The 22931-nt window shown below is 72.6% G+C and carries 18 protein-coding genes and 3 tRNA genes; 13 read left to right on the top strand and 8 right to left on the bottom strand.

Going from position 1 to position 22931, the window contains the following annotated elements; translation table 11 throughout:
- Positions 1-50: 50 nt before the first annotated feature.
- The 5 genes from ACF07S_RS15695 (at position 51) to ACF07S_RS15715 (ending at position 8905) form a co-directional block, all read left to right on the top strand.
- Entirely contained in the window at positions 51-2327 is a 2277-nt protein-coding gene (locus ACF07S_RS15695) for a DNA polymerase III subunit gamma and tau (RefSeq protein WP_391974379.1), read from the top strand.
- 238 nt (positions 2328-2565) lie between these two features.
- Positions 2566-3828, top strand: coding sequence for a phosphoribosylamine--glycine ligase (purD, locus tag ACF07S_RS15700; protein WP_391962512.1), 1263 nt, complete (start codon positions 2566-2568; stop codon positions 3826-3828).
- A 307-nt stretch (positions 3829-4135) separates the two neighbouring features.
- Positions 4136-6088 carry a hypothetical protein gene (locus ACF07S_RS15705; RefSeq protein ID WP_391974380.1) on the top strand — a complete coding sequence of 651 codons (1953 nt, stop codon included), beginning with the start codon at positions 4136-4138 and terminating at the stop codon, positions 6086-6088.
- 261 nt (positions 6089-6349) lie between these two features.
- Positions 6350-7867: a N,N-dimethylformamidase beta subunit family domain-containing protein gene (locus ACF07S_RS15710; protein WP_391962510.1), complete on the top strand. Its 1518-nt coding sequence runs from the start codon at positions 6350-6352 to the stop codon at positions 7865-7867.
- Positions 7868-8005: 138 nt separating this feature from the next.
- Positions 8006-8905, top strand: a complete 900-nt coding sequence (locus ACF07S_RS15715) for a phosphoribosylaminoimidazolesuccinocarboxamide synthase (RefSeq protein ID WP_391962509.1) — start codon at positions 8006-8008, stop codon at positions 8903-8905.
- Positions 8906-9086: 181 nt separating this feature from the next.
- On the opposite strand, the gene ACF07S_RS15720 is transcribed toward ACF07S_RS15715, so the two are convergent.
- The 8 genes from ACF07S_RS15720 to ACF07S_RS15755 form a co-directional block, all read right to left on the bottom strand.
- Positions 9087-9159: transfer RNA gene (locus ACF07S_RS15720), tRNA-Gly, on the bottom strand.
- Positions 9160-9182: 23 nt separating this feature from the next.
- Positions 9183-9803 (bottom strand): response regulator, encoded by a 621-nt coding sequence (locus tag ACF07S_RS15725; RefSeq protein WP_391962508.1) that lies wholly within the window; start codon positions 9801-9803, stop codon positions 9183-9185.
- The gene (locus ACF07S_RS15730) at positions 9800-11074 is read right to left on the bottom strand and encodes a sensor histidine kinase (RefSeq protein ID WP_391974381.1); all 1275 of its coding nucleotides are present in this window, start codon (positions 11072-11074) and stop codon (positions 9800-9802) included. The genes ACF07S_RS15725 and ACF07S_RS15730 overlap by 4 nt, the downstream gene beginning before the upstream one ends.
- A gap of 29 nt (positions 11075-11103) precedes the next feature.
- Entirely contained in the window at positions 11104-11880 is a 777-nt protein-coding gene (locus ACF07S_RS15735; RefSeq protein WP_391962506.1) for an ABC transporter permease, read from the bottom strand.
- Entirely contained in the window at positions 11877-12839 is a 963-nt protein-coding gene (locus ACF07S_RS15740) for an ABC transporter ATP-binding protein (RefSeq protein ID WP_391962505.1), read from the bottom strand. The genes ACF07S_RS15735 and ACF07S_RS15740 overlap by 4 nt, the downstream gene beginning before the upstream one ends.
- 127 nt (positions 12840-12966) lie before the next feature.
- Positions 12967-13039, bottom strand: a tRNA-Gly gene (locus ACF07S_RS15745).
- 80 nt (positions 13040-13119) lie between these two features.
- Positions 13120-13191, bottom strand: a tRNA-Gly gene (locus tag ACF07S_RS15750).
- A gap of 157 nt (positions 13192-13348) precedes the next feature.
- Entirely contained in the window at positions 13349-13666 is a 318-nt protein-coding gene (locus tag ACF07S_RS15755) for an Lsr2 family protein (RefSeq protein WP_391962504.1), read from the bottom strand.
- Between the two features lie 353 nt (positions 13667-14019).
- On the opposite strand from ACF07S_RS15755, the gene purS reads away from it, so the two are divergent.
- The 8 genes from purS to purM all read left to right on the top strand — a co-directional run bounded on the left by purS (position 14020) and on the right by purM (position 22903).
- On the top strand, positions 14020-14283 hold the full coding sequence (gene purS / locus ACF07S_RS15760) for a phosphoribosylformylglycinamidine synthase subunit PurS (RefSeq protein WP_006133353.1): 264 nt from the start codon (positions 14020-14022) through the stop codon (positions 14281-14283).
- Positions 14280-14960 carry a phosphoribosylformylglycinamidine synthase subunit PurQ gene (gene purQ / locus ACF07S_RS15765; protein ID WP_391962503.1) on the top strand — a complete coding sequence of 227 codons (681 nt, stop codon included), beginning with the start codon at positions 14280-14282 and terminating at the stop codon, positions 14958-14960. The genes purS and purQ overlap by 4 nt, the downstream gene beginning before the upstream one ends.
- Positions 14957-17215 (top strand): phosphoribosylformylglycinamidine synthase subunit PurL, encoded by a 2259-nt coding sequence (gene purL / locus ACF07S_RS15770; RefSeq protein ID WP_391962502.1) that lies wholly within the window; start codon positions 14957-14959, stop codon positions 17213-17215. The genes purQ and purL overlap by 4 nt, the downstream gene beginning before the upstream one ends.
- 117 nt (positions 17216-17332) lie before the next feature.
- Positions 17333-18574, top strand: a complete 1242-nt coding sequence (locus ACF07S_RS15775) for a hypothetical protein (protein ID WP_391974382.1) — start codon at positions 17333-17335, stop codon at positions 18572-18574.
- Between the two features lie 9 nt (positions 18575-18583).
- Positions 18584-19381, top strand: a complete 798-nt coding sequence (locus ACF07S_RS15780) for a sterol carrier family protein (protein ID WP_391962500.1) — start codon at positions 18584-18586, stop codon at positions 19379-19381.
- Positions 19382-19430: 49 nt separating this feature from the next.
- Positions 19431-20213: an META domain-containing protein gene (locus tag ACF07S_RS15785; RefSeq protein ID WP_391962499.1), complete on the top strand. Its 783-nt coding sequence runs from the start codon at positions 19431-19433 to the stop codon at positions 20211-20213.
- Between the two features lie 62 nt (positions 20214-20275).
- Positions 20276-21802: an amidophosphoribosyltransferase gene (gene purF / locus ACF07S_RS15790; protein WP_391962498.1), complete on the top strand. Its 1527-nt coding sequence runs from the start codon at positions 20276-20278 to the stop codon at positions 21800-21802.
- A 33-nt stretch (positions 21803-21835) separates the two neighbouring features.
- Positions 21836-22903, top strand: a complete 1068-nt coding sequence (gene purM, locus ACF07S_RS15795; protein WP_391962497.1) for a phosphoribosylformylglycinamidine cyclo-ligase — start codon at positions 21836-21838, stop codon at positions 22901-22903.
- Positions 22904-22931: the final 28 nt, after the last annotated feature.

The raw sequence follows: 22931 nt of genomic DNA on the forward strand, positions 1-22931 counted from the left end.
CCTCCGGTGCGCGGGGCCGGTTGTCGGTGGGCGCCTATAACCTCGTATGCGTGTCGTCTCTCGCGCTGTACCGCCGCTATCGCCCGGAGTCGTTCGCCGAGGTCATCGGGCAGGAGCATGTCACCGACCCGTTGCAGCAGGCGCTGCGGAACAACCGGGTCAATCACGCGTACCTGTTCAGCGGTCCGCGCGGATGCGGCAAGACGACCAGCGCGCGCATCCTGGCGCGGTGCCTGAACTGTGAGAAGGGGCCCACGCCGACGCCGTGCGGGGAGTGCCAGTCCTGCCAGGACCTCGCGCGCAACGGACCCGGTTCGATCGACGTGATCGAGATCGACGCCGCTTCCCACGGTGGTGTGGACGACGCCCGTGACCTGCGCGAGAAGGCTTTCTTCGGGCCCGCCTCCAGCCGCTACAAGATCTACATCATCGACGAGGCCCACATGGTCTCCCCGCAGGGCTTCAACGCCCTGCTCAAGGTCGTCGAGGAGCCCCCGGAGCATCTGAAGTTCATCTTCGCGACCACCGAGCCCGAGAAGGTCATCGGGACGATCCGGTCGCGTACGCACCACTACCCGTTCCGGCTGGTGCCGCCCGGCACCCTGCGGGACTACCTCGGCCAGGTGTGCCAGAAGGAGGACATCCCCGTCGAGGACGGCGTGCTGCCGCTCGTGGTGCGGGCCGGCGCCGGGTCCGTGCGTGACTCGATGTCCGTCATGGACCAGCTGCTCGCCAGTGCCGGCGCGGACGGCGTGACGTACGCCATGGCCACCTCCCTGCTCGGGTACACGGACGGCTCGCTGCTCGACTCCGTCGTCGAGGCCTTCGCGACCGGTGACGGCGCCGCCGCCTTCGAGGTCGTCGACCGGGTGATCGAGGGCGGCAACGATCCGCGCAGGTTCGTCGCGGACCTGCTGGAGCGGCTGCGGGACCTGGTGATCCTCGCCGCCGTACCGGACGCCGCCGAGAAGGGGCTCATCGACGTCCCCGCCGACGTCATCGAGCGGATGCAGGCCCAGGCCGGCACCTTCGGGGCCGCGGAGCTCAGCCGCGCCGCCGACCTCGTCAACGAGGGGCTCACCGAGATGCGCGGTGCCACAGCGCCCCGCCTCCAGCTGGAGCTGATCTGCGCGCGCGTGCTGCTCCCCGCCGCCTACGGCGACGAGCGCTCGGTCATGGCCCGCCTGGACCGGATCGAGCGCGGCGTGCACTTCTCCGCGGGCGCCGGCGCCGCCGGTATGCCCGCCGTGGGGTACGTACCCGGGCCGGAGACCCACGGGGGAGCACCGGCAGGGCACGGTCAGGGGCTGGGCTCCGTGCCGCAGGGAGGCGGTGCCGCCGCCGCGCGGGCCGCGGTACGGCCCCCGGGTCCGGCAGCCGCCCCGGCACCCTCCACGCCCGCTTCCCCTCCCTCGCCCGCTCCTGCGCCTGCTCCCTCACCCGCTCCTGCTCCTGCTCAGCCGGCGGCGGCCGTCCCGGCCCCGCCCGAGGTTCCGGCCGCGCCCACCGCTCCCGGTGCCTGGCCCACCGCCGCCTCCGCCGGTGGTGGTGGCGGCCGCCGACCGGGCGGCTGGCCCACGGCCGCCCCGGCGGGTGGCGGACAGCCGCCGGCCGCGTCCGCACCTTCCGCGCCGGCCGTGCCCCAGGCTGCCCCGGCGCCTGCGCCGTCGGCTCCCACGCACGCGCCCCCGCCCCCGGGTGGCGCCGGTGGTCTCGACCCCCGCACGCTCTGGCCGAACATCCTGGAGTCGGTCAAGAACCGTCGCCGGTTCACCTGGATCCTGCTCAGCCAGAACGCCCAGGTGACCGGCTTCGACGGAGCCACCCTCCAGATCGGCTTCGTGAACGCGGGCGCGCGGGACAACTTCGTCAGCAGCGGCAGCGAGGACGTACTTCGGCAGGCGCTGGCCGAGCAGTTCAACGTGCAGTGGAAGATCGAGGCGGTCGTCGATCCCTCCGGTGGTGGTGCGACGGCATCCGCCCCGGCCGGACCGCCCGGCGGCCGCAACGGCGGCGGCGGTGGAGGCTACGGCGGTGGAGGCTACGGCGGTGGAGGTTATGGCGGTGGCGGTGGCCAGCGTCCTTCCGCGCCCCAGGCGCCGGCCGCGCCCGCTCCGTCCGCCCTCGCGCAGCCGGCGGGCGGCACTGCGGCGGCTCCCGCCCCGGCACCCCGCCCGTCCGCTCCCGAGCCGCCGCCACCCGTCTCCCCCGAGGACGACATCCCCGAGGACGACGACCCCGACCTGGACGAGTCCGCCCTCTCCGGGCAGGAACTGCTCGTCCGTGAGCTGGGCGCGACGGTCGTCGAGGAGTTCCAGAACGACTAGGCCGGGAAGCCTGCCGCCGGAGGCGGCGACCCGCGCCTTCGTCCCTCGCGCCTCCTCGCGCCTTCGTTCCTTCGCACCCCACCCCTACGGACCTCACACCCCTACGGACCCCACCCCATCGCCCCCGGCCCCCTCCGTGCCTCCCCCTCCGTATCCGGAGGAACGTACGAACGCTGCGGTCTCACTCCTTCGGAGGCCCGCACAAAGCGAAGCCGGCGTCTCCCGCTAGGCTGACCCCGTGAAGGTCCTCGTCATCGGCAGCGGCGCCCGCGAACACGCCCTGTGCCACTCCCTGTCCCTCGACCCCGATGTCTCCGCGCTGTACTGCGCCCCCGGCAACGCCGGCATCGCCGAGGTCGCCGAGCTGCACCTGGTCGACGCCCTCGACGGCGCGGCCGTGTCCGAGCTGGCCACGCGGCTCGGCGCGGACCTCGTCGTGGTCGGCCCGGAGGCGCCCCTCGTGGCCGGTGTCGCCGACGCCGTGCGCGACGCGGGCATCCCGGTCTTCGGCCCCTCCAAGGAGGCCGCACGGCTCGAGGGCTCCAAGGCCTTCGCCAAGGACGTCATGGCGGGGGCCGGGGTGCCCACCGCCCGCAGTTACGTCTGCACGACGTCCGAGGAGGTCGACGCGGCGCTCAGCGCGTTCGGCGCACCGTATGTCGTCAAGGACGACGGACTCGCCGCCGGCAAGGGCGTCGTCGTCACCGGCGACATCGAGGCGGCCCGGGCGCACGCCGGCGCCTGTGAGCGCGTGGTCATCGAGGAGTTCCTCGACGGGCCCGAGGTCTCCCTCTTCGCGATCACCGACGGCGAGACGGTCGTGCCGCTCCAGCCCGCCCAGGACTTCAAGCGCGCGCTGGACGGCGACGAGGGCCCGAACACCGGCGGCATGGGGGCGTACTCCCCGCTGCCCTGGGCCGACCCCAAACTGGTCGACGAGGTCATGGAGACCGTGCTCCAGCCGACCGTGGACGAGATGCGGCGCCGCGGCACGCCGTTCTCCGGCCTGCTCTACGCCGGTCTCGCGATCACCTCGCGCGGTGTCCGCGTGATCGAGTTCAACGCACGCTTCGGCGACCCCGAGACCCAGGTGGTCCTGGCGCGGCTGAAGACCCCGCTGGCCGGCGTGCTGATGGCCGCCGCCACCGGCAACCTCGCCCACCTGGAGCCGATGCGCTGGAGCGACGAGGCCGCGGTCACCGTGGTCGTCGCCTCGCACAACTACCCCGGCACCCCGCGCACCGGAGACCCGATCACCGGCCTGGACGAGGTCGCCGACCGGGACGCCCCGCACGCGTACGTCCTGCACGCCGGGACGAAGCGCGACGGCGACGTGATCGTCAGCGCGGGCGGACGCGTGCTGTCCGTCACGGCGACCGGCAAGGACCTCACCGAGGCCCGCGAGCGCGCCTACCGCGCGGTCACCCGCATCGGCCTCGACGGCTCCCGGCACCGGACCGACATCGCGGCGAAGGCGGCGACGGAAGCGCGGGACGCGTAGCCGGCCGGAGCACCGGCCCCTCCGGCGCCCGGCCCCTCCGGCGCCGATGAACCCCGCAGGCCCCGGATCCGTCTCAGGATCCGGGGCCTGACCCTTGCCGTACGTCATCCACCTTTCCCCAAAGCCATTCCATCGAGTGAGCGATGCGCTATCCGGCTGACGAGGGCCGGAGCCCCAACTAGGGTGCCGCGCAAGCGTTCCGGCACTTGGCCCATCGGCATTGCGATGTCGGCGGCGGGTGCCACAGTGGGGGAGTGAGCAACGCCAGGACAGCGTCGGGACCGCCGTGAGGGGGTGAGGTCGGGCCATGAGCGGAAGCGGAATGGGAGTGGAGTCGGGCGCGCAGGCCGCGCGGTCGCGCGCGCTGGCCGTGCTGCGGATCCGCGGCCGGGCACTGGCCGTCGCGCTGCTGCCGGCCGCCGGCGCCGTGATCCTGCTCGTCGGCGGCTCCACCGGCCATCTGCCGGGCGCCGGCTGGGACCTGGCCCGGAGCCTTCTCACCCCGGTCGCGGCGCTCGTGCTGCTCGTCGCCGCCGGTGTCTCCCTGCTCGTCGCCCGGGCCAGGCCCGCGATGAGCCCGACGGTGCCGATCGCCGAGGAAGCGGCGCCCGACCTGTACCGGATGGTGCGCGACCTCGCCGAGCGGCTCGACGTTCCCGCCCCTTCCGCGATAGCGCTCACACCCGACTGCGACAGCTGGCTGGAGGACCGCACCCACCCGGCCCACGGCCGCCCCCCGCCCCCCGAGGAGCACGACGACATAGCGGGCGCGGGACAGCCCCCGCGCGTCGGGGCCGCCGCGCCCGTGCTGGTGATCGGCTCCCCGTTCCTGTGGTGGATGCGGGTGGGCGAGCTGCGCGCGGTGCTCGCCCCGGTCGTCGCCGGTACGGGACCGTCGGCGCACCCGGACATAGCCGCCGCCCGGCGTTTCGTGCGGGGCCTGGACGCCGCGGTGGCCGTGACCTCGGCGCCCCGACGCGGGCCGCTGTCCAGGGGGGTGTTCGCGGGCGTCGGCTGGGTCGCCCGTCTGCTGCTGCGCGGGTGCCGGGGGCACGCCGCCGAGATGGAGCGCGGGGTCGCCGCGGCGGCGGCCGAGCGTGCACAGGCTGTGGATTACGGGGTGCGGATCGTCGCCCAGGAGCAGGTGGGCCTGGCGTACGCGGGCTGGGACCGGCTGCTCACCCGGGTGGCGCTGCCCGCCTGGCGGATGGGCCGCTGGCCCTCGCGGCTCAATGCCGGAGTGGTGGCGGCGCTCACCGAGCTGTCCCGCAGGGACCGGCTGGCGGAGGGCTTCGCCTCCCGCCTCGGCGAGCGTCCCGCCTGTGACCTGCTCGAGGAGCCCGGTGCGATGGACGAGGCCACCTCCCTCCTCGCCGCCCGCCTCTTCCACGGCGGCCCCGCGGAGACCGGCCCCGACTGGTCGCCGGTGCACTGGGACGACTACCCGGAGGAGGTCGTCGACCGCAAGTGGCGCACCGACGCCGCCCGCCTCCACCGCGTCCTGGACGCTCTGCAGGAGCCCCCCACCGCCGGTGAGCCCCCGGCCCCCGACGCCCCGACCCTCACCCGCGTCCTCGCTCACCTGACCACCCGACGGGCCCCCGCGCGAACACCGCAGCCAACGGCGCTCGCGGAGGCACCGGCGCCCAGGGAGACACCGGCACTCGTGAAGCCGGCGGCGGCCCACGCCGAACCACCGGCACCCGCGGCACCGGTCCCGCCCACGAAGCCCACCTCACTCACCCCGTCGGCCCCGCCCGCAGCGGCCTCCGCACTCCCCGCGGCCGCCGTGCCCCCCGTGGCTCCCGCGTCCCCGGTGCCTCCCGCCCCGGACGACGAGGACCTGACGGGCACCACCGCCCGCAGTGCCGCCCTGGCCGGCCGCCTGAGTGCCGAGCTGGCCCGCGAGGAGGCGGCGGCCGCCGCCTCCCCCCACCCGGAAGGCGCCGGCACTCCCGGCCCGGCCGTCCCCGGGGACGACCACGCGCTCCCCCTCTTCCCTCTCCAGCCCCCGCGCACCGCCCGTGAGCTGCTCGCCGACCACATCACCGCGATGGTCTGCTGCGCGGCGATGGACACCGCGGGAGCCGTCCCCGGGCTCGACTGGCTCGACGGCCCGACCCTCCTCCTCGGCGGTGCCCGAGTCACCGACCTGTCCCCCCAGGTCCTGATCCTGGTCGAGGACGGCGATGCCGCGGCCCTCCGCCTGTGGCTGACCCGGCAGGGCATACGCCCCGAGAAGCCGGTACGGCTCGTCTGAGCCGACGCCCCTCACCCTCACCCTCACCCGCTCGGAGCTCCCCCTTCCGCTTTCGGTCAATTCCAGACGAACGGTGACGGACCGCGTGCGTTATGTGATGTGCTTGGACCGTTCGCGCTCGCTGGCACAAGCGCGCGACATACGACAAGCACATAACTGGCGGTCGGCATCACCCGTCAGGCGACTGCCGAACAGCACCACGCACCGCACCGCAACGGGGGGCAGACGGGGCAGACGGGGGCGAGAGGGAGGGGAGCGGTCATGGGTTCGGAGCAGATCCGCCGCTGGGAGTCGGGAGCGCTGGCGCACGCCGTGAACGATCCTTTCGGGCAGGGCCCCCTGCCGTGGCTGCGCGGCAGCGAGACCTACTTCGGGGAGACCGGCCAGGTCGTCCCGTGGTACGTGGACCCGGATCCGTACGCGCGCCCGGGACGGGCCGCCGCCGGCCCGTCGAAACCCGGCGGCCCCGCGATCCCGGCGCCCCGCACGTCGGGCGGACCCCGCGCCGTCGACGACGTGCGCCGCCAGATCAAGGGTTTCACCTCCACCGGCGGTGTCGCGCCCGGCGAGGCCATCGACTTCCACGTCACCGTCGACCCGCCCCAGGAGTTCGGCGTCGACGTCTACCGCATCGGCCACTACGGCGGCCACGGCGCCACCCACATCACCTCCAGCCCCCGCCTCTCCGGCCTCGTCCAGCCCCCGCCGCTCACCGCCGACCGCACCGTCTCCTGCCACCACTGGTGGCTGTCCTGGCGGCTGCCGATCCCCTCGTACTGGAGTGTCGGCGCGTACGTCGCCGTCCTCACCACGGCCGACGGCCACCGCTCGCACATCCCGTTCACCGTCCGCGACGTCCGTCCGGCGGACCTCCTCCTCGTCCTGCCCGACGTCACCTGGCAGGCGTACAACCTCTACCCGGAGGACGGCCGCACCGGCGCGAGCCTCTACCACGCCTGGGACGAGGAGGGCAGGCTGCTCGGCGAGGCCGACGCCGCCACGACCGTCTCCTTCGACCGCCCGTACGCGGGCGCCGGCCTCCCGCTGCACGTCGGCCACGCCTACGACGTCATCCGCTGGGCCGAGCGCTACGGCTACGACCTCGCCTACGCGGACGCGCGCGACCTGCACGCCGGTCGCGTCGACCCCGCCCGCTACCGGGGCCTGATCTTCCCCGGCCACGACGAGTACTGGTCGCGGCCCATGCGCGCCGCCGTGGAAGACGCCCGCGAGCACGGCACGTCCCTGGTCTTCCTCTCCGCCAACACCCTGTACTGGCAGGTCGAGCTCGCCCCTTCCCCGTCCGGCCCCGACCGCCTGCTGACCTGCCGCAAACGCCGCGGCCCGGGCAGACCCGTGCTGTGGCGGGAGATCGACCGCGCGGAGCAGCAGCTGCTGGGCATCCAGTACGCCGGCAACGTGCCGGAGCCGCACCCGCTGATCGTCCGCAACGCCGGCCACTGGATGTGGGAGGCGACCGGCGCCCACGAGGGGGACGGCATAGCGGGCATGGTCGCGGGCGAGGCCGACCGCTACTACCCGCGCACCCCGCTGCCCCGGCACGAGGAGCGCGTCCTGCTCGCGCACTCCCCCTACACCGACCGCTCCGGCGCCCGGCGCCACCAGGAGACGTCCCTGTACCGGGCGCCCTCCGGGGCGTGGGTCTTCGCGTCGGGCACCTTCGCCTGGTCACCGGCGCTGGACCGCCCGGGCCACACCGACCCGCGGATCCAGCGCGCCACCGCCAACCTCCTGGACCGCATCTGCAAGCGCGACTGACCCCGTACCCGCACACGCGATCCACCCCGGCGGCCCACCCGTACCACCCGAGCGGCCCATCCGTACCCACCCCCGCCCCGGACCGTTCGCCCCGTACGGGAGAATCGAGTCAGTTGGACAGAACCACGGGGAGGAACCGTGTCCGGATTCGTCGAAAAGCCCGAGCCAGTCCAGGTTCCGGGTCTGGTGCATCTGCACACCGGGAAGGTGCGCGAGCTGTACCGGAACGAGGCGGGGGACCTCGTGATGGTCGCCAGCGACCGCATCTCCGCCTACGACTGGGTGCTGCCGACCGAGATCCCCGACAAGGGCCGCGTCCTCACCCGGCTCTCCCTGTGGTGGTTCGACCAGCTCGCCGATCTGCTGCCGCACCACGTCCTGAGCACCGAACTCCCGGCCGGCGCCCCCGCCGGCTGGGCGGGCCGCACCCTCGTCTGCAAGTCCCTGAACATGGTTCCGGTGGAGTGCGTGGCCCGCGGCTACCTCACCGGTTCCGGGCTGGCCGAGTACGACGAGTCCCGCACGGTCTGCGGCCTCGCCCTCCCGGAGGGCCTGGTGGACGGCTCGGAACTGCCCGCCCCGATCTTCACGCCGGCCACCAAGGCCGCCGTCGGCGAACACGACGAGAACGTCTCCTACGAGGAGGTCGCCCGCCAGGTCGGCGCGGAGACCGCGGCCCAGCTGCGCCAGGCGACCCTCGCCGCCTACTCCCGGGCCCGGGACGTCGCCCGCGACCGGGGCATCATCCTCGCCGACACCAAGTTCGAGTTCGGTTTCGACGGCGAGACCCTGGTCATCGCGGACGAGGTGCTCACCCCGGACTCCTCCCGGTTCTGGCCGGCGGAGCAGTGGGAGCCGGGCCGGCCGCAGCCGTCGTACGACAAGCAGTTCGTGCGGGACTGGCTGACCTCGGCCGAGTCGGGCTGGGACCGCAGGAGCGAGCAGCCCCCGCCGCCGCTGCCGCAGCGGGTGGTGGACGCGACCCGGGCCAAGTACGTCGAGGCGTACGAGCGTCTGACCGGCACCACCTGGAGCTGAACGGCGACCACCGGGCCCGGGCCGCGGCTCCGGGCCCGGGTCGCGGCTCCGGGCCCGGGCCGCGGCTCCGGGCCCGGCCGCCGCGCGGCCACCGCCCCCGGCCGCGGCCCCCGGGCCCGACCGCACGACATGCCGGGCCCACGACAAAGGCCCCGGTCGATGACCGGGGCCCTGATCCCTGAGCGGACGACGAGGCTCGAACTCGCGACCTCAACCTTGGCAAGGTTGCGCTCTACCAACTGAGCTACGTCCGCGTTGCGCCGTGGCGCGAGGCCAACTATACCCAACCTCGCTCGCGCGCGAGGCGCACCGCCGTATGACGGTTCTCCGCCCCGAGCTTCGAGACGGCCGAGGAGAGGTAGTTCCGCACGGTCCCCTGGGTCAGTGCCGCCCGTTCCGCGATCTCCGCCACGGGCGCCCCGTCCGCCGCGAGCTCCAGCACCTCGGCCTCGCGCGCGGTCAGCGGGGAGTCACCGGCGGCGATCGCGTCGGCCGCCAACTCGGGATCCACGTAACGGTTTCCCGCGTGCACCGTGCGGATGATCTCCGCGAGGTGCTGGGCGCTGACCGTCTTGGGGACGAACCCGCGCGCACCTGCCGCGAGCGCCCGCTTCAGATGCCCGGGCCGCCCGTGACTGGTCACGATCAGCACCCGGCAGCCGGGCAGCTCGGCCCGCAGGGTTGTGGCGACCTTCACACCGTCCGCGCCGGGCATCTGCAGATCCAGTACGGCGACGTCGGGGGCGTGCGCCCGTGCCATCGCCAGCGCCTCCGGCCCGGAGGCCGCCTCGGCGACGACCGTCAGATCGTCCTCGAGCGAGAGCAGCGCGGCGAGCGCGCCCCTGATCAGATGCTCGTCGTCGGCCAGCAGCAGCCGAACGGGCCCGGGTGTCGTCATGGGGTGGCCTCGCTCACGGGTCGCGGGGTGTGGACGGCGGCGAACGCCGCGGGGGGAGCCTCGCCGGAATGCGCGGGCAGCGGCACCTCGACGGTCAGCAGGAAGACCCCGTCGCCGGCGGGGCCGGCCCGCAGCGTGCCCCCGATCTCCGCCAGCCGCTCGCGCAGCCCGACGAGTCCCGAGCCCCGGCCCGGACCGCCGGTGCCCGGGGCCCCGTCGTTCTCCACCGTCAGCACCACGCGCCCCTCCCCCACCCGCAGCGCCATGGTGCAGTGCCGTGCGTCGCCGTGCCGCAGGACGTTCGTGGCGGCCTCCCGCACCACCCAGCCGAGCGCGGACTGCACCGGTGCGGGGAGCCCGGCCGAGGGGCCGGTGACGGTGCAGTCGATGCCGGCGGCGGTCAGCACGCCCTGGGCGCCCGCGAGTTCACCGGAGAGGTCGGCCTCGCGGTAGCCGCGCACCACCTCCCGCACCTCCCGCTGTGCCTCGTGCGCGAGGCGCTGCACCTCGATCATCTCGGTCACGGCCTCCGGCCGCTCCCGCTGGGCGAGCTGGACGGCCAGCTCGCTCTTCAGCGCGATCACGGCGAGGTTGCGCCCCATGACGTCGTGCAGGTCGCGTCCGAACCTGAGACGTTCCTCCGCGACGGCGAGCCGGGCGCGGGTCTCGCGGGCCTCGTCCAGTTCGTAGACGGCGTTGAGCAGCCAGGCGGAGAAGAGGGAGGTGGAGGCGAAGAACCCGCCGCAGGCCAGCACGACCAGGGTGATGACCGCGGTGACGAGCCCGGGCAGACCGAGGAGGAGGGACACGGCTCCCGTGCCCAGCGCGAAGCCCGCCACGGTGGTGAACATCTGCCGTCGGCCGCGGACTCCCAGGGCGACCACGCCGCTGCCGAAGGCCGTCACGATCGTGAGGAGCGCACCGGCCGCGCCGTCGGCCTCCTTGCCGGCCGGCCCGAACTCGGTGACGGCGAGCGCGACGACGGCCACCACCGCGGTGCAGGCACTGAACGTCCACAGGGTCCGGACGGGCTGCTCGCGCTGCCCGCGCAGCCAGTCCAGGGCGTGCGAGGCGGTCACGGCGAAGAACACGCTGTGCGCCGCCCCCAGGAACAGCAGCAGCGCGGTCAGCCGCGGCCCCACCTGCCCGATCACCGGCCCGCAGACCGTCATCATCTCGATCAGCGCGAGCAGGTGGAACGACCCCCGCGTGTACGTCTCGAACTTGGCCGGAGTGCTCTTGCGCCCCCACCAGCCGTCCTGCCCGCTCATCGTCCCGTCTCCCCCTGCTCCCACGTGGGTCAGTGCCTCGGCTCCCAGCGGAACCACCGCCGTACAGCAAACACCGCCACCAGGATCCAGGCCACCGCCGTCGCCACGGCGCCCAGTGCCTCGAATGCCGACAGGTCACCGGTCCAGCCGCCGCGCACCAGGGTGACGACCGGGGTCAGCGGCAGCAGTTCGCAGACGGAGGCCAGCCGGTCGGGGAGCAGCTCCAGGGGGACGAACATGCCGGAGCCGAGCATCGAGACGATCATCAGGGGCATCGGGGTGACCTGCGCGCTCTCCCCGGTGCGGGTGAAACTCGCGGTGACCGCCGCGAGCGCGGCGCACAGCACGAGTCCCGACAGCAGACCGAGGACGGCCAGATGCGGCGCGGACGGCGCGGACAGGTCGAGGAGCACGGAGCAGCCCGCCGCCAGCAGCAGGCACTGCGCCAGTCCGGTGAGGACGGACGGCAGCGCGGATCCGCCGAGGATCTCGCCGTCCCGCAGCTCGCCCGTGCGCAGCCGCTTGAGCACGAGCTCCTCGCGCCGGACGACGAAGACGCCCACCAGGGCCGAGTACACGGCGAAGAGCAGGGAGAACCCGACGGCGGCGGGCAGGACGACGGTGCCGGGGGTCAGTCCGGCCCCGGCGAGGTCCATCTGCTCGGTCGCCGAGCGCACACTGAGCGGCAGTACCAGCGGCACGAAGACCGCGGCGACGAGGGTGCCCCTGCTCCGCCCCAGCAGCGTCAGTTCGGCACGGGCGAGCGCGGTCATCCGGCTCGTCGGTGTGGTCACGCCGGTGCTCATGCCGCGTACTCCTTCGTGGTGGTGGTCGCGCCCGACGCTTCCTTGGCGATGCCGAGGAACGCCTCCTCGAGGGACGCCGACCGCACGTCCAGCCGGCGCAGTTCCACCTGGGCGTGCTGCGCCCACACCAGCAGTCCGGTGGCGGCCCGTTGCAGGTCCCGGGTCCGCAGCCGGACCGTGCGCCCGTCCACCTCGTGGGCGCTCACGCCCAGTTCACCGAGCGGCGGCAGATCGCCCACGAAGTAGCCCCGGGGCAGTTCGAAGGTGATGCGGGACGGTTCGGTGGCGGTCACCTCGGCCGGGGTGCCGGTGACGGCGATGCGGCCCTCGTGCATGATCGCGAGCCGGTCGGCGAGGTTCTCGGCCTCCTCCAGGTAGTGCGTGGTGAGGAGCACGGTCGTCCCGGCGTCGCGCAGCGCGCCCACCAACTCCCAGGTGTCCCGGCGTCCTTCGGCGTCGAGGCCGGTGGTGGGTTCGTCGAGGAAGAGGACCTCGGGATCGCCGAGCAGGGCGAGCGCCAGGTCCAGGCGGCGGCGCTGGCCCCCGGACAGCTGCTTCACGCGGACGCCGGTCCTGGTCTCCAGCCCGACCAGCGCGAGTACCTCCCGCTCCGGCCGGGCCCCGCTGACGCACCCCGCCCACATCCGCGCGGTCTCGGCGACGGTGAGCTCGGAGGGGAAGCCCCCTTCCTGGAGCATCACGCCGGTGCGGGGCCGTACGGCGGCGCGGTCGGTGTACGGGTCGTGTCCGAGGACCCGGACCCGTCCGCCGGCCGGGGCGGCGAGCCCTTCCAGCAGTTCGACGGTGGAGGTCTTGCCGGCGCCGTTGGTGCCCAGCAGGGCGAAGATCTCGCCGCGCCGCACGGAGAAGTCGATTCCGCGCACCGCCTCGAACCCGCCCCCGTAGACACGTCGCAGGCCGGTGACCTCAATCACGTGTTCGTGTTCGTTCGCTTCCATGTCTCGAGCATCCCGGCGGCCGGGGGCCCGGGGCAGTGCGCGCTGTCATTGGCGAACATGACAAATGTCAGAGGGGGTCCGGGCCCACGACAAAGGCCCCGGTCGATGACCGGGGCCTTGATCCCTGAGCGGACGACGAGGCTCGAACTCGCGACCTCAACCTTGGCAAGGTTGCGCTCTACCAACTGAGCTACGTCCGCATTGCCTCCGACCGGCTCTCACCGGTCGGCGCGGGCACCAGCCTACCCGATCCACATCAGTGGTCGGTACGGCGGTGCGGAGCGGGTGACAGGAATTGCACACTGCGCCTTCCCCCTGGAAGGGGGATGTTCTACTACTGAACTACACCCGCGTGTACTCCGTGAGCCGGGCCTTTCGGCCTCGCCCCTCGGCGTGCTCCAGACTCTAGCTGATCAGCGGGGGTGTTGCGCAAGTCGGTTGCCGCGAGGGGCGGGTGACCGGCCGTCGGCACGGTCACCCGGCCGGCCCGGCGGCGTCACCCGGCCGGCTCACCGTGCGGCGGCGAACGCCTCGTAGACCTTCTTGGGGATCCGTCCGCGCGCGGGGACGTCCATCCGGTTCGCCTGCGCCCAGGCGCGCACGGCCGCCGGGTCGGGGGCGACCTCGGTCTGCCGGTACGTCCTGCCGGAGCGGGCCCGCTTGCGGCCGGCGTCCACGTAGGGCGCCAGAGCCTTGCGCAGCTGCTGGGCGTTGACTTCGTTGAGGTCGATCTCGTACGACTTGCCGTCCAGTCCGAAGGCGATCGTTTCCGCCGCTTCCGAGCCGTCGATGTCGTCAAAGAGAGTGACCACGACCTTCTGCGCCACGAATACCGGTCCCTTCGTGCGGCACCTCTCGTCCGGACGTCCTTGATGACGTGCCGGTACGTCGCCGAGATGTCGGCTGTCCGCCTGTAATCGGGCAAAGTATCTACTAAAGCCAATTCATTTGTACAGTGCCTGGCAATGCATTGTGGGGCTCGACTGAATCTGGCCGTGCGGCCGGGGCGCAATAGAGATGTGCGAGCAAACATGGATCTTTCCCGGATCTTTTCCCGGAGGTCTCCCCGCGATGCCGAATCGTGATCGGGCTCACGTAGATTCCTACAACTCTACCCGCGTAGAAATTTTGTGCGGGTAGTCTGAAGGAACCTGCTCAGCACCACACACCGGGAGTGCCAGTGGCACGCGTCGTAGTCGACGTCATGCTCAAGCCGGAGATCCTCGACCCCCAGGGCCAGGCGGTGCAGCGCGCACTGCCGCGACTGGGTTTCGAGGGGATCTCGGACGTCCGTCAGGGAAAGCGATTCGAACTGGAAGTTGACGGGCCGGTCGACGAGGCCGCGCTCGCCCGTATCCACGATCTTGCGGAATCCTTCCTCGCCAACACCGTGATCGAGGACTTCACCGTGCGGGTCGAGGAAGTCGCGGAGGCCGCGAAGTGACCGCTCGTATTGGCGTCGTCACTTTCCCCGGCAGCCTGGACGACCGGGACACCCGGCGCGCGATCCGCGTCGCCGGTGCCGAGCCCGTCGCCCTCTGGCACAAGGACAAGGACCTCAAGCAGGTCGACGCCGTGGTGCTCTGCGGTGGTTTCTCGTACGGCGACTATCTGCGCGCCGGCGCCATCGCGCGCTTCTCACCGGTGATGGACACGCTCATCGACCAGGCCAGGTCCGGTCTGCCGGTGCTCGGCATCTGCAACGGCTTCCAGATCCTCACCGAGGCGCACCTGCTCCCCGGCGGGATGCTGGGCAACGACCACCTGCACTTCATCTGCCGCGACCAGAAGCTGCGGGTGGAGAACGCGGGCACCGCCTGGACCACCGACTACACGGCCGGCCAGGAGATCCACATCCCGCTGAAGAACATGGACGGCCGCTACGTCGCCGACCGGCGGACGCTGGACGAGCTGGAGGCCGAGGGCCGCGTCGCCTTCCGCTACCTGGACGTCAACCCGAACGGCTCGCTCAACGACATCGCCGGCATCACCAACGCCGCGGGGAACGTCGTCGGCCTGATGCCGCACCCCGAGCACGCCGTCGAGCCGCTGATCGGCACCGGCCGCACCGACGGCCTCCCGTTCTTCACCTCGATCCTCAAGAAGCTGGTCAACGCATGAGCCGGACGCCTCTGGACACGGTCGAGCACGCGGCCGCGACCCCCGACGTCGAGCTGCCCTGGGCCGAGCTGGGCCTGAAGAAGGACGAGTACGAGCGCGTGGTCGAGATCCTCGGCCGCCGCCCCACCGGGGCCGAGCTCGCCATGTACTCGGTGATGTGGTCCGAGCACTGCTCGTACAAGTCCTCCAAGGTCCACCTCCGCCAGTTCGGCGAGAAGGCCCCCGAGTCCGACGCGATGCTCGTCGGCATCGGCGAGAACGCCGGCGTCGTCGACGTCGGCCAGGGCTACGCGGTCACCTTCAAGGTCGAGTCGCACAACCACCCGTCGTACGTCGAGCCCTACCAGGGCGCGGCCACCGGTGTCGGCGGCATCGTCCGCGACATCATCGCGATGGGCGCCCGCCCGGTCGCCGTCGTGGACCCCCTGCGCTTCGGCGCCGCGGACCACCCCGACACCAAGCGCGTGCTGCCCGGCGTCGTCGCCGGCATCGGCGGCTACGGCAACTGCCTGGGCCTGCCCAACATCGGCGGCGAGGTCGTCTTCGACGCCTGCTACCAGGGCAACCCGCTGGTCAACGCCGGTGCCATCGGCGTCATGCGGCACGAGGACATCCACCTCGCCAAGGCCTCCGGCGCCGGCAACAAGGTCATCCTGTACGGGGCCCGGACCGGCGGCGACGGCATCGGCGGCGCCTCCATCCTGGCCTCCGAGACCTTCGACGACGCCAAGCCGTCCAAGCGCCCGGCCGTCCAGGTCGGCGACCCCTTCCAGGAGAAGCTGCTCATCGAGTGCACCCTGGAGGCGTTCGCCGAGAAGCTGGTCGTCGGCATCCAGGACCTGGGGGCCGCGGGCCTGTCCTGCGCGACCAGCGAACTGGCCTCCAACGGCTCCGGCGGCATGCGGGTCACCCTCGACGACGTCCCCCTGCGCGACTCGACGCTCTCCCCCGAGGAGATCCTGATGAGCGAGTCGCAGGAACGCATGTGCGCGGTCGTCGAGCCCGGCAAGGTCGACCGCTTCCTCGAGATCTGCGACAAGTGGGACGTCATCGCCACCGTGATCGGCGAGGTCACCGACGGCGACCGCCTGGAGATCTTCTGGCACGGCGGCAAGATCGTCGACGTCGACCCGCGCACCGTCGCCCACGACGGCCCGGTCTACGAGCGCCCGTACGCCCGCCCGTCCTGGCAGGACGCGCTCCAGGCGGACGACGCGAACAAGCTGCCCCGCCCGGAGACCTCCGAGGAGCTGAAGGACCAGGTCCTGAGGCTGGTCGGGTCGCCCAACCAGGCGTCCAAGCGGTGGATCACCCAGCAGTACGACCACTTCGTGCAGGGCAACACGGTCCTCGCCCAGCCCGAGGACTCCGGCATGATCCGCATCGACGAGGCATCCGGCCTCGGCGTCGCGATCGCCACCGACGGCAACGGCCGCTACGCCAAGCTCGACCCCTACGCGGGCGCGCAGCTGGCACTCGCCGAGGCCTACCGCAACGTGGCGACGACCGGTGCCAAGCCGCTCGCCGTCTCCGACTGCCTGAACTTCGGCTCGCCGGAGGACCCGGCGGTGATGTGGCAGTTCGCGGAGGCCGTGCGCGGTCTCGCCGACGGCTGCCTGCAGCTCGGCACCCCGGTGACCGGCGGCAACGTCTCGCTCTACAACCAGACCGGCGAGGCCGCCATCCACCCGACCCCGGTGGTCGCGGTCCTCGGCGTCATCGACGACGTGGCCCGGCGCACGCCGGTCGCCTTCCAGGAGGACGGCCAGCTGCTCTACCTCCTCGGCGACACCGGTGAGGAGTTCGGCGGCTCGGCCTGGTCCCAGGTGATCCACGACCACCTGGGCGGTCTGCCCCCGAAGGTCGACCTGGAGCGGGAACGTCTGCTGGCCGAGATCCTGATCTCCGCCTCCCGCGACGGCATGATCGACTCCGCGCACGACCTGTCGGACGGCGGTCTGATTCAGGCGGTCGTCGAGTCGGCGCTCCTCGGGGAGAAGGGCGCGCGTCTGGTCGTCCCGGACGGGCTCGACGCCTTCACCTTCCTGTTCTCCGAGTCGGCCGGGCGCGCGATCGTCGCCGTGCCGCGCTCGGAGGAGGTCCGCTTCAACGACATGTGCGGCGCCCGCGGCCTCCCGGCCACCCGCGTCGGCGTCGTGGACGGCGACACGGTGGAGCTCCAGGGCGAGTTCACCCTCACCCTGGCCGAGCTGCGCGAGGCCCACGAGGCGACGATCCCGGCGCTGCTGGCCTGACCGGCACGGGAGTACGACACGGCGGAGGCCCGCACTGTGTGTGCGGGCCTCCGCCCTGCGGCACGGGTGGCCTGCTGCTGATTCCGACGGGCTGTCGGAGGGGACCCGGGGGGAGCGGTGGAAATACCGAGCGGGGTGCGCAAGTCCGTGAACGTGCTGCTGTGCCTGGCAGCCGTCGTGGCCATCGGCTGGTGCGGGCGGGAGATCTGGCAGATCGTCGACGCCCGCCGGCAGGTCGACGAGGCCTGCGGGGGACTCGTACCGGCCGGACGGGTGCTGTCCCTGTCCCCGGCGGACGGCACCCTCACCCACCGGACCTCCGAGGAAGGCACGATCGACCTCGACGACGGACTGCCGCAGGACTGCGAGGTCTTCAGCACCGAGGCGGGCGAGGCATACGGCACGAACAGCGGGGAGCGCTGGTTCTTCACCGGTGCGGTGGGCGTCCTGCCGGCGGACGAACCCCGGGTCGCCGACCACCCGGTGGAAGTCCTCCTCGATCCCCACGGCGGTCCGACCCACCCGTACCAACCGCTCGGCGGCGGCATCACGGGCATCGTCACGGACTCCGGGGTCGTCGTCGAGCTGCCGTGCGCCGGGGGCGAGGCGGACGGGCGGTCCGTCACCGCCCTGTGGGCGCGGGCCGAACTGATGGTCACCAAGCCGCCCTTCACGGAGAACGGCCAGCTCACCGGCCACGACCGGGACGTCCTCGCCGAGACTGCCGTGACCACCGCCAACAACCTCGCGGGCCGGCTGGGCTGCGCCGACCGGCTGCCCGACCCGCCGGAGGACATCCCCGCGCTGCCCGAGGGGCCCGTCCCGGCCTCCCGCGCCGAGGGTACCTGTGCCTGGTACCGCGAGGCCGGCTTCGCCCGGAGCGGCCGGTTCCCGGACCAGGTCCTCGAGAGCCGCACGGACGACCGGCTCCGGGACGAGCGGTGCGTCCTCGTGCTCGGGGCCGAGCGCGCGGCCGGTCTCCACCACGCCGAGGTGGAGGACCACTCCTACCTCGCCCGGCCGACGACGCCGGGGCAGTGGTTCGTCTCCCTTCACACCTACTCCGGCGAGAGGGCGAGGAACGTCCTGCTCACCAGTACCCGCAGTGACGAGGCGCCGGAACCCGCCGAGCCCGGCAAGGCGGGCCGCAGCAGCGAGGACCCGGTCTGGTGGGCGTCCTCCGTATGCGCCGGACAGCCGCAGGTCCACACCATGACCCTCGCCTACGGCTACGACACGGTGATCTCGTCCGAGATCGAGAAGGCCTTCCGCGCCTACGTCACCGACGTCACCGAGCGCCGTGACTGCACGGATGTCGTCCTCCCGAAGTCCTCCGCCTTCCCCTTCCGACCCGCATAGGCTCGCCCCATGCCCCCGGCCAAGAAGCGCACCCGCTCCTACGACCCCGCCAGGACCCGCGCCGCCGTCCTGGCCCAGTTCGGGAACGTGCGGTCGGCCGTGCGGACCCTCGCCCCCGAGCAGCTCGCGCTGCCGACCCGGCTCGGCGACTGGACCGTGCGGGAACTGGTGGCGCACATCGGGATGGCGCTGACCGCCGCGGACCGGCTGCTGGAGGAGCCCGTGCCCGCGCGGCAGGACGGGAGGCTGCTCGACTGGCCGTCCGCCATCGCCGCCGACGCGGACGCCATCGCCGGCACCGCCCGCCGGCTCGCCGCGGACCACCCCGACCTCGACGCCCACCTCGCCGACGCCGAGCGGCGCTTCACCGCCCGGCTCGACGCCCACCCCGGCGGCCGGCTGCTCCCCACCAGCGCGGGCGCCCTGCCGCTGGCCGACTACGTCGTCACCCGCACCGTCGAACTCGTCGTCCACACCGACGACCTCAACGCCGCCGTACCCGGCCTCGACGTCCCGTACGACCGCCAGGCGCTGGCCGCCTGCACCCGGCTGCTGGCCGACGCGCTCGCCGCGCGGGCCCCCGGCGGCTCGACCGAGGTGCGGATCCCGCCGTACGCCGTCGTCCAGTGCGTCGAGGGGCCGCGGCACACCCGCGGCACCCCGCCCAACGTCGTCGAGACCGACCCGCTGACCTGGATCCGCCTGGCCACCGGGCGCGTGTCCTGGCAGGACGCCGTCGCCGACGCCAAGGTCAGCGCCGGCGGCGGGCGGGCGGACCTCGGCCCGTACCTGCCGCTGCTGCGGTGAATCCGGTGCCGAAGGGGAACCGTCCGCTTCCCGCTTCCGTCGAATCGGCATGTACAGGCAGAAGCAGCAGCAGCGCATGACCCTGATGGCAGTCGCCGTGCTCGTCCCGCTCGCGGCGGCCTGTGGCAGCGAACGGGCGGGCACGGGCAGCGGCACCGCCGACGTGGACCAACCGGTCACCGGCATCCGCTGGAGCATCGACAGCGTCACCGTCGACGGCACCACTCACCGGGCCCCCGGCAGCGCACACGTCACCCTCGACGACAACGGCCGGGCCGAGGGCAGCTACGGATGCAACACCTTCAGCGCCAAGGCAGCCGTGGACGGCGACCGGATCAGGCTCAGCGACGCCACGTCCACCGAGATGGCCTGCGACGACCAGCCCATGGACTTCGAACGCGCCCTCTCCCGCACCCTCGCCGGCAGCGCCCTGAAGGCCGACGTGAACGACGACCGCCTCACCCTCACCACCGACACCGGCGACACCGTCCGCCTCAGCGAGGCGAAGGACGCCCCGCTGGCCGGCACCAAGTGGACCGTCACCACCCCCGCCACCGACAGCCGCGCCCACCTCACCTTCGACGAGAAGAAGGGAACCGTCTCCGGCAGCCTCGGCTGCAACCAGGTGAACGCCGAGGCCACCGTGCGCGACGGGCATATCACCCTGGGCGTGCCCTCCACGACCCGAATGATGTGCGAAGACTCACTCATGGACAGCGAGAAGGCCCTGACGAAACTCTTCGGCACCACGCTCGCCTACTCCGTCGATCACCGTACGCTCACGCTGACCAGCCAAAACGGGACCGAGGTCCGGGCCGTCGCCGGGGGCTGATCCACGATGGCGGCCGCATCCCGCATTCGGACCAGTGGTCGATCTCGCCTACACTCGGTGGCGTGCCACGTGGTGACGGACGACTCAACCACGACCTGCTCCCCGGAGAGAAGGGCCCCCAGGACGCCTGCGGCGTCTTCGGTGTCTGGGCTCCGGGCGAAGAGGTCGCCAAGCTCACGTACTTCGGGCTCTACGCCCTCCAGCATCGGGGCCAGGAATCCGCGGGAATCGCGGTCAGCAATGGCTCCCAGATCCTCGTCTTCAAGGACATGGGCCTGGTTTCCCAGGTCTTCGACGAGACCTCGCTCGGTTCGCTCCAGGGTCACATCGCGGTCGGACACGCCCGTTACTCGACCACCGGTGCCTCCGTGTGGGAGAACGCCCAGCCGACGTTCCGCGCGACCGCGCACGGATCCATCGCGCTCGGCCACAACGGCAACCTGGTCAACACGGCGCAGCTCGCCGAGCTGGTCGCCGAACTCCCCAAGGAGAACGGCCGCTCCCCGAAGGTCGCGGCCACCAACGACACCGACCTGATCACCGCCCTGCTGGCCGGCCAGCGCGCCGTCGACGGCGAACCGGTGACGGTCGAGCAGGCCGCGCACGTGGTCCTGCCGAAGGTCAGGGGCGCGTTCAGCCTCGTCTTCATGGACGAGAACACCCTGTACGCGGCCCGTGACCCGCAGGGCATCCGCCCGCTGGTCCTCGGCCGCCTGGAGCGCGGCTGGGTCGTCGCCTCCGAGTCCGCCGCCCTCGACATCTGCGGGGCCAGCTACGTCCGTGAGATCGAGCCGGGCGAGTTCGTCGCCATCGACGAGAACGGACTGCGCACCTCCCGGTTCGCGGAAGCGAAGCCCAAGGGCTGTGTCTTCGAGTACGTGTACCTGGCCCGCCCGGACACCGACATCGCCGGCCGGAACGTGTACCTCTCGCGCGTCGAGATGGGCCGCCGCCTGGCCAAGGAGGCCCCGGCCGAGGCCGACCTGGTCATAGCGACCCCGGAATCCGGGACCCCCGCCGCCATCGGCTACGCGGAGGCGTCCGGCATCCCCTTCGGCGCCGGCCTGGTCAAGAACGCGTACGTCGGACGTACGTTCATCCAGCCCTCGCAGACCATCCGGCAGCTCGGCATCCGCCTGAAGCTGAATCCGCTGAAGGAAGTCATCAAGGGCAAGCGCCTGGTCGTGGTCGACGACTCGATCGTCCGCGGCAACACCCAGCGCGCCCTGGTCCGCATGCTCCGCGAGGCGGGCGCCGCCGAGGTCCACATCCGGATCTCCTCGCCGCCCGTGAAGTGGCCCTGCTTCTTCGGCATCGACTTCGCCACCCGCGCCGAGCTGATCGCCAACGGCATGAGCATCGACGAGATCGGCACCTCGCTGGGCGCCGACTCCCTGTCGTACATCTCGCTCGACGGCATGATCGAGGCGACCACCATCGCCAAGCCGAACCTGTGCCGCGCCTGCTTCGACGGCGAGTACCCGATGGAGCTGCCCGACCCCGAGCTCCTCGGCAAGCAGCTGCTGGAGACCGAGCTGGCCGCCGGCACCGCCGCCCCGGCCGCGGTCGACGCGATCCGCCGCCCGTAAGCCCTGACGGACGACACGAAGGCTCTCACAGTCATGTCCCAGAACACTGGTGCCAGCTACGCAGCGGCGGGCGTCGACATCGAGGCGGGCGACCGCGCCGTCGAGCTGATGAAGGAGTGGGTGAAGAAGACGCGCCGCCCCGAGGTCCTCGGCGGCCTCGGCGGCTTCGCCGGCCTCTTCGACGCCTCCGCCCTGAAGAAGTACGACCGTCCGCTGCTCGCCTCCGCCACGGACGGCGTCGGCACCAAGGTCGACATCGCCCGGCAGCTGGGCGTGTACGACTCCATCGGCCACGACCTGGTCGCCATGGTCATGGACGACATCGTGGTGTGCGGCGCCGAGCCGCTGTTCATGACCGACTACATCTGCGTCGGCAAGGTCCACCCCGAGCGGGTCGCCGCCATCGTCAAGGGCATCGCCGAGGGCTGTGTGCTGGCCGGATGCGCCCTGGTCGGCGGCGAGACGGCCGAACACCCGGGTCTGCTGGGCCCGGACGACTTCGACGTCGCCGGCGCCGGTACGGGCGTCGTGGAGGCCGACCACGTGCTCGGCGCGGAGCGCGTCCGCACGGGTGACGCGGTGATCGCCATGGCCTCCTCCGGCCTGCACTCCAACGGCTACTCCCTCGTCCGGCACGTGCTGCTGGAGCGCGCGGGGCTCGCCCTGGAGAGCCGGATCGAGGAACTGGGCCGCACCCTCGGCGAGGAACTGCTGGAGCCCACCAAGATCTACTCGCTGGACTGCCTGGCCCTGATCCGCACCGCCGAGGTGCACGCGTTCAGCCACGTCACCGGCGGCGGCCTCGCGGCCAACCTGGCCCGGGTGATCCCCGACGGCCTGCACGCGACCGTGGACCGCTCCACCTGGACCCCCGCCCCGGTCTTCGGCCTGGTCGGCCAGGCCGGTTCGGTCGAGCGACTGGAGCTGGAGAAGACCCTCAACATGGGGGTCGGCATGATCGCGGTCGTGCCCCAGGAGTCCGTCGAGGTGGCGCTGGCGACGCTGGCCGACCGCGGTGTCGACGCCTGGGTGGCCGGCGAGATCACCGACCGCGGCGAGCACGCCGCGGGCGCTGCCCTCGTCGGTGACTACGCGAGCTGAGCACCCGGAAGCCGCCCGTCCGGTCACC

The sequence above is a fragment of the Streptomyces sp. NPDC016640 genome (assembly GCF_043076215.1).
GTDB lineage: Bacteria > Actinomycetota > Actinomycetes > Streptomycetales > Streptomycetaceae > Streptomyces.

Bases quoted from the DNA above. Each gene is read 5' to 3' on its own strand.
- ACF07S_RS15785 (WP_391962499.1), top strand. From the start codon at position 19,431: ATGTACAGGCAGAAGCAGCAGCAGCGCATGACCCTGATGGCAGTCGCC.
- ACF07S_RS15710 (WP_391962510.1), top strand. From the start codon at position 6,350: ATGGGTTCGGAGCAGATCCGCCGCTGGGAGTCGGGAGCGCTGGCGCAC.
- ACF07S_RS15735 (WP_391962506.1), bottom strand. From the start codon at position 11,880: ATGAGCACCGGCGTGACCACACCGACGAGCCGGATGACCGCGCTCGCC.
- purL (WP_391962502.1), top strand. From the start codon at position 14,957: ATGAGCCGGACGCCTCTGGACACGGTCGAGCACGCGGCCGCGACCCCC.
- ACF07S_RS15725 (WP_391962508.1), bottom strand. From the start codon at position 9,803: ATGACGACACCCGGGCCCGTTCGGCTGCTGCTGGCCGACGACGAGCAT.
- ACF07S_RS15780 (WP_391962500.1), top strand. From the start codon at position 18,584: ATGCCCCCGGCCAAGAAGCGCACCCGCTCCTACGACCCCGCCAGGACC.
- ACF07S_RS15705 (WP_391974380.1), top strand. From the start codon at position 4,136: ATGAGCGGAAGCGGAATGGGAGTGGAGTCGGGCGCGCAGGCCGCGCGG.
- ACF07S_RS15740 (WP_391962505.1), bottom strand. From the start codon at position 12,839: ATGGAAGCGAACGAACACGAACACGTGATTGAGGTCACCGGCCTGCGA.
- ACF07S_RS15730 (WP_391974381.1), bottom strand. From the start codon at position 11,074: ATGAGCGGGCAGGACGGCTGGTGGGGGCGCAAGAGCACTCCGGCCAAG.
- purM (WP_391962497.1), top strand. From the start codon at position 21,836: ATGTCCCAGAACACTGGTGCCAGCTACGCAGCGGCGGGCGTCGACATC.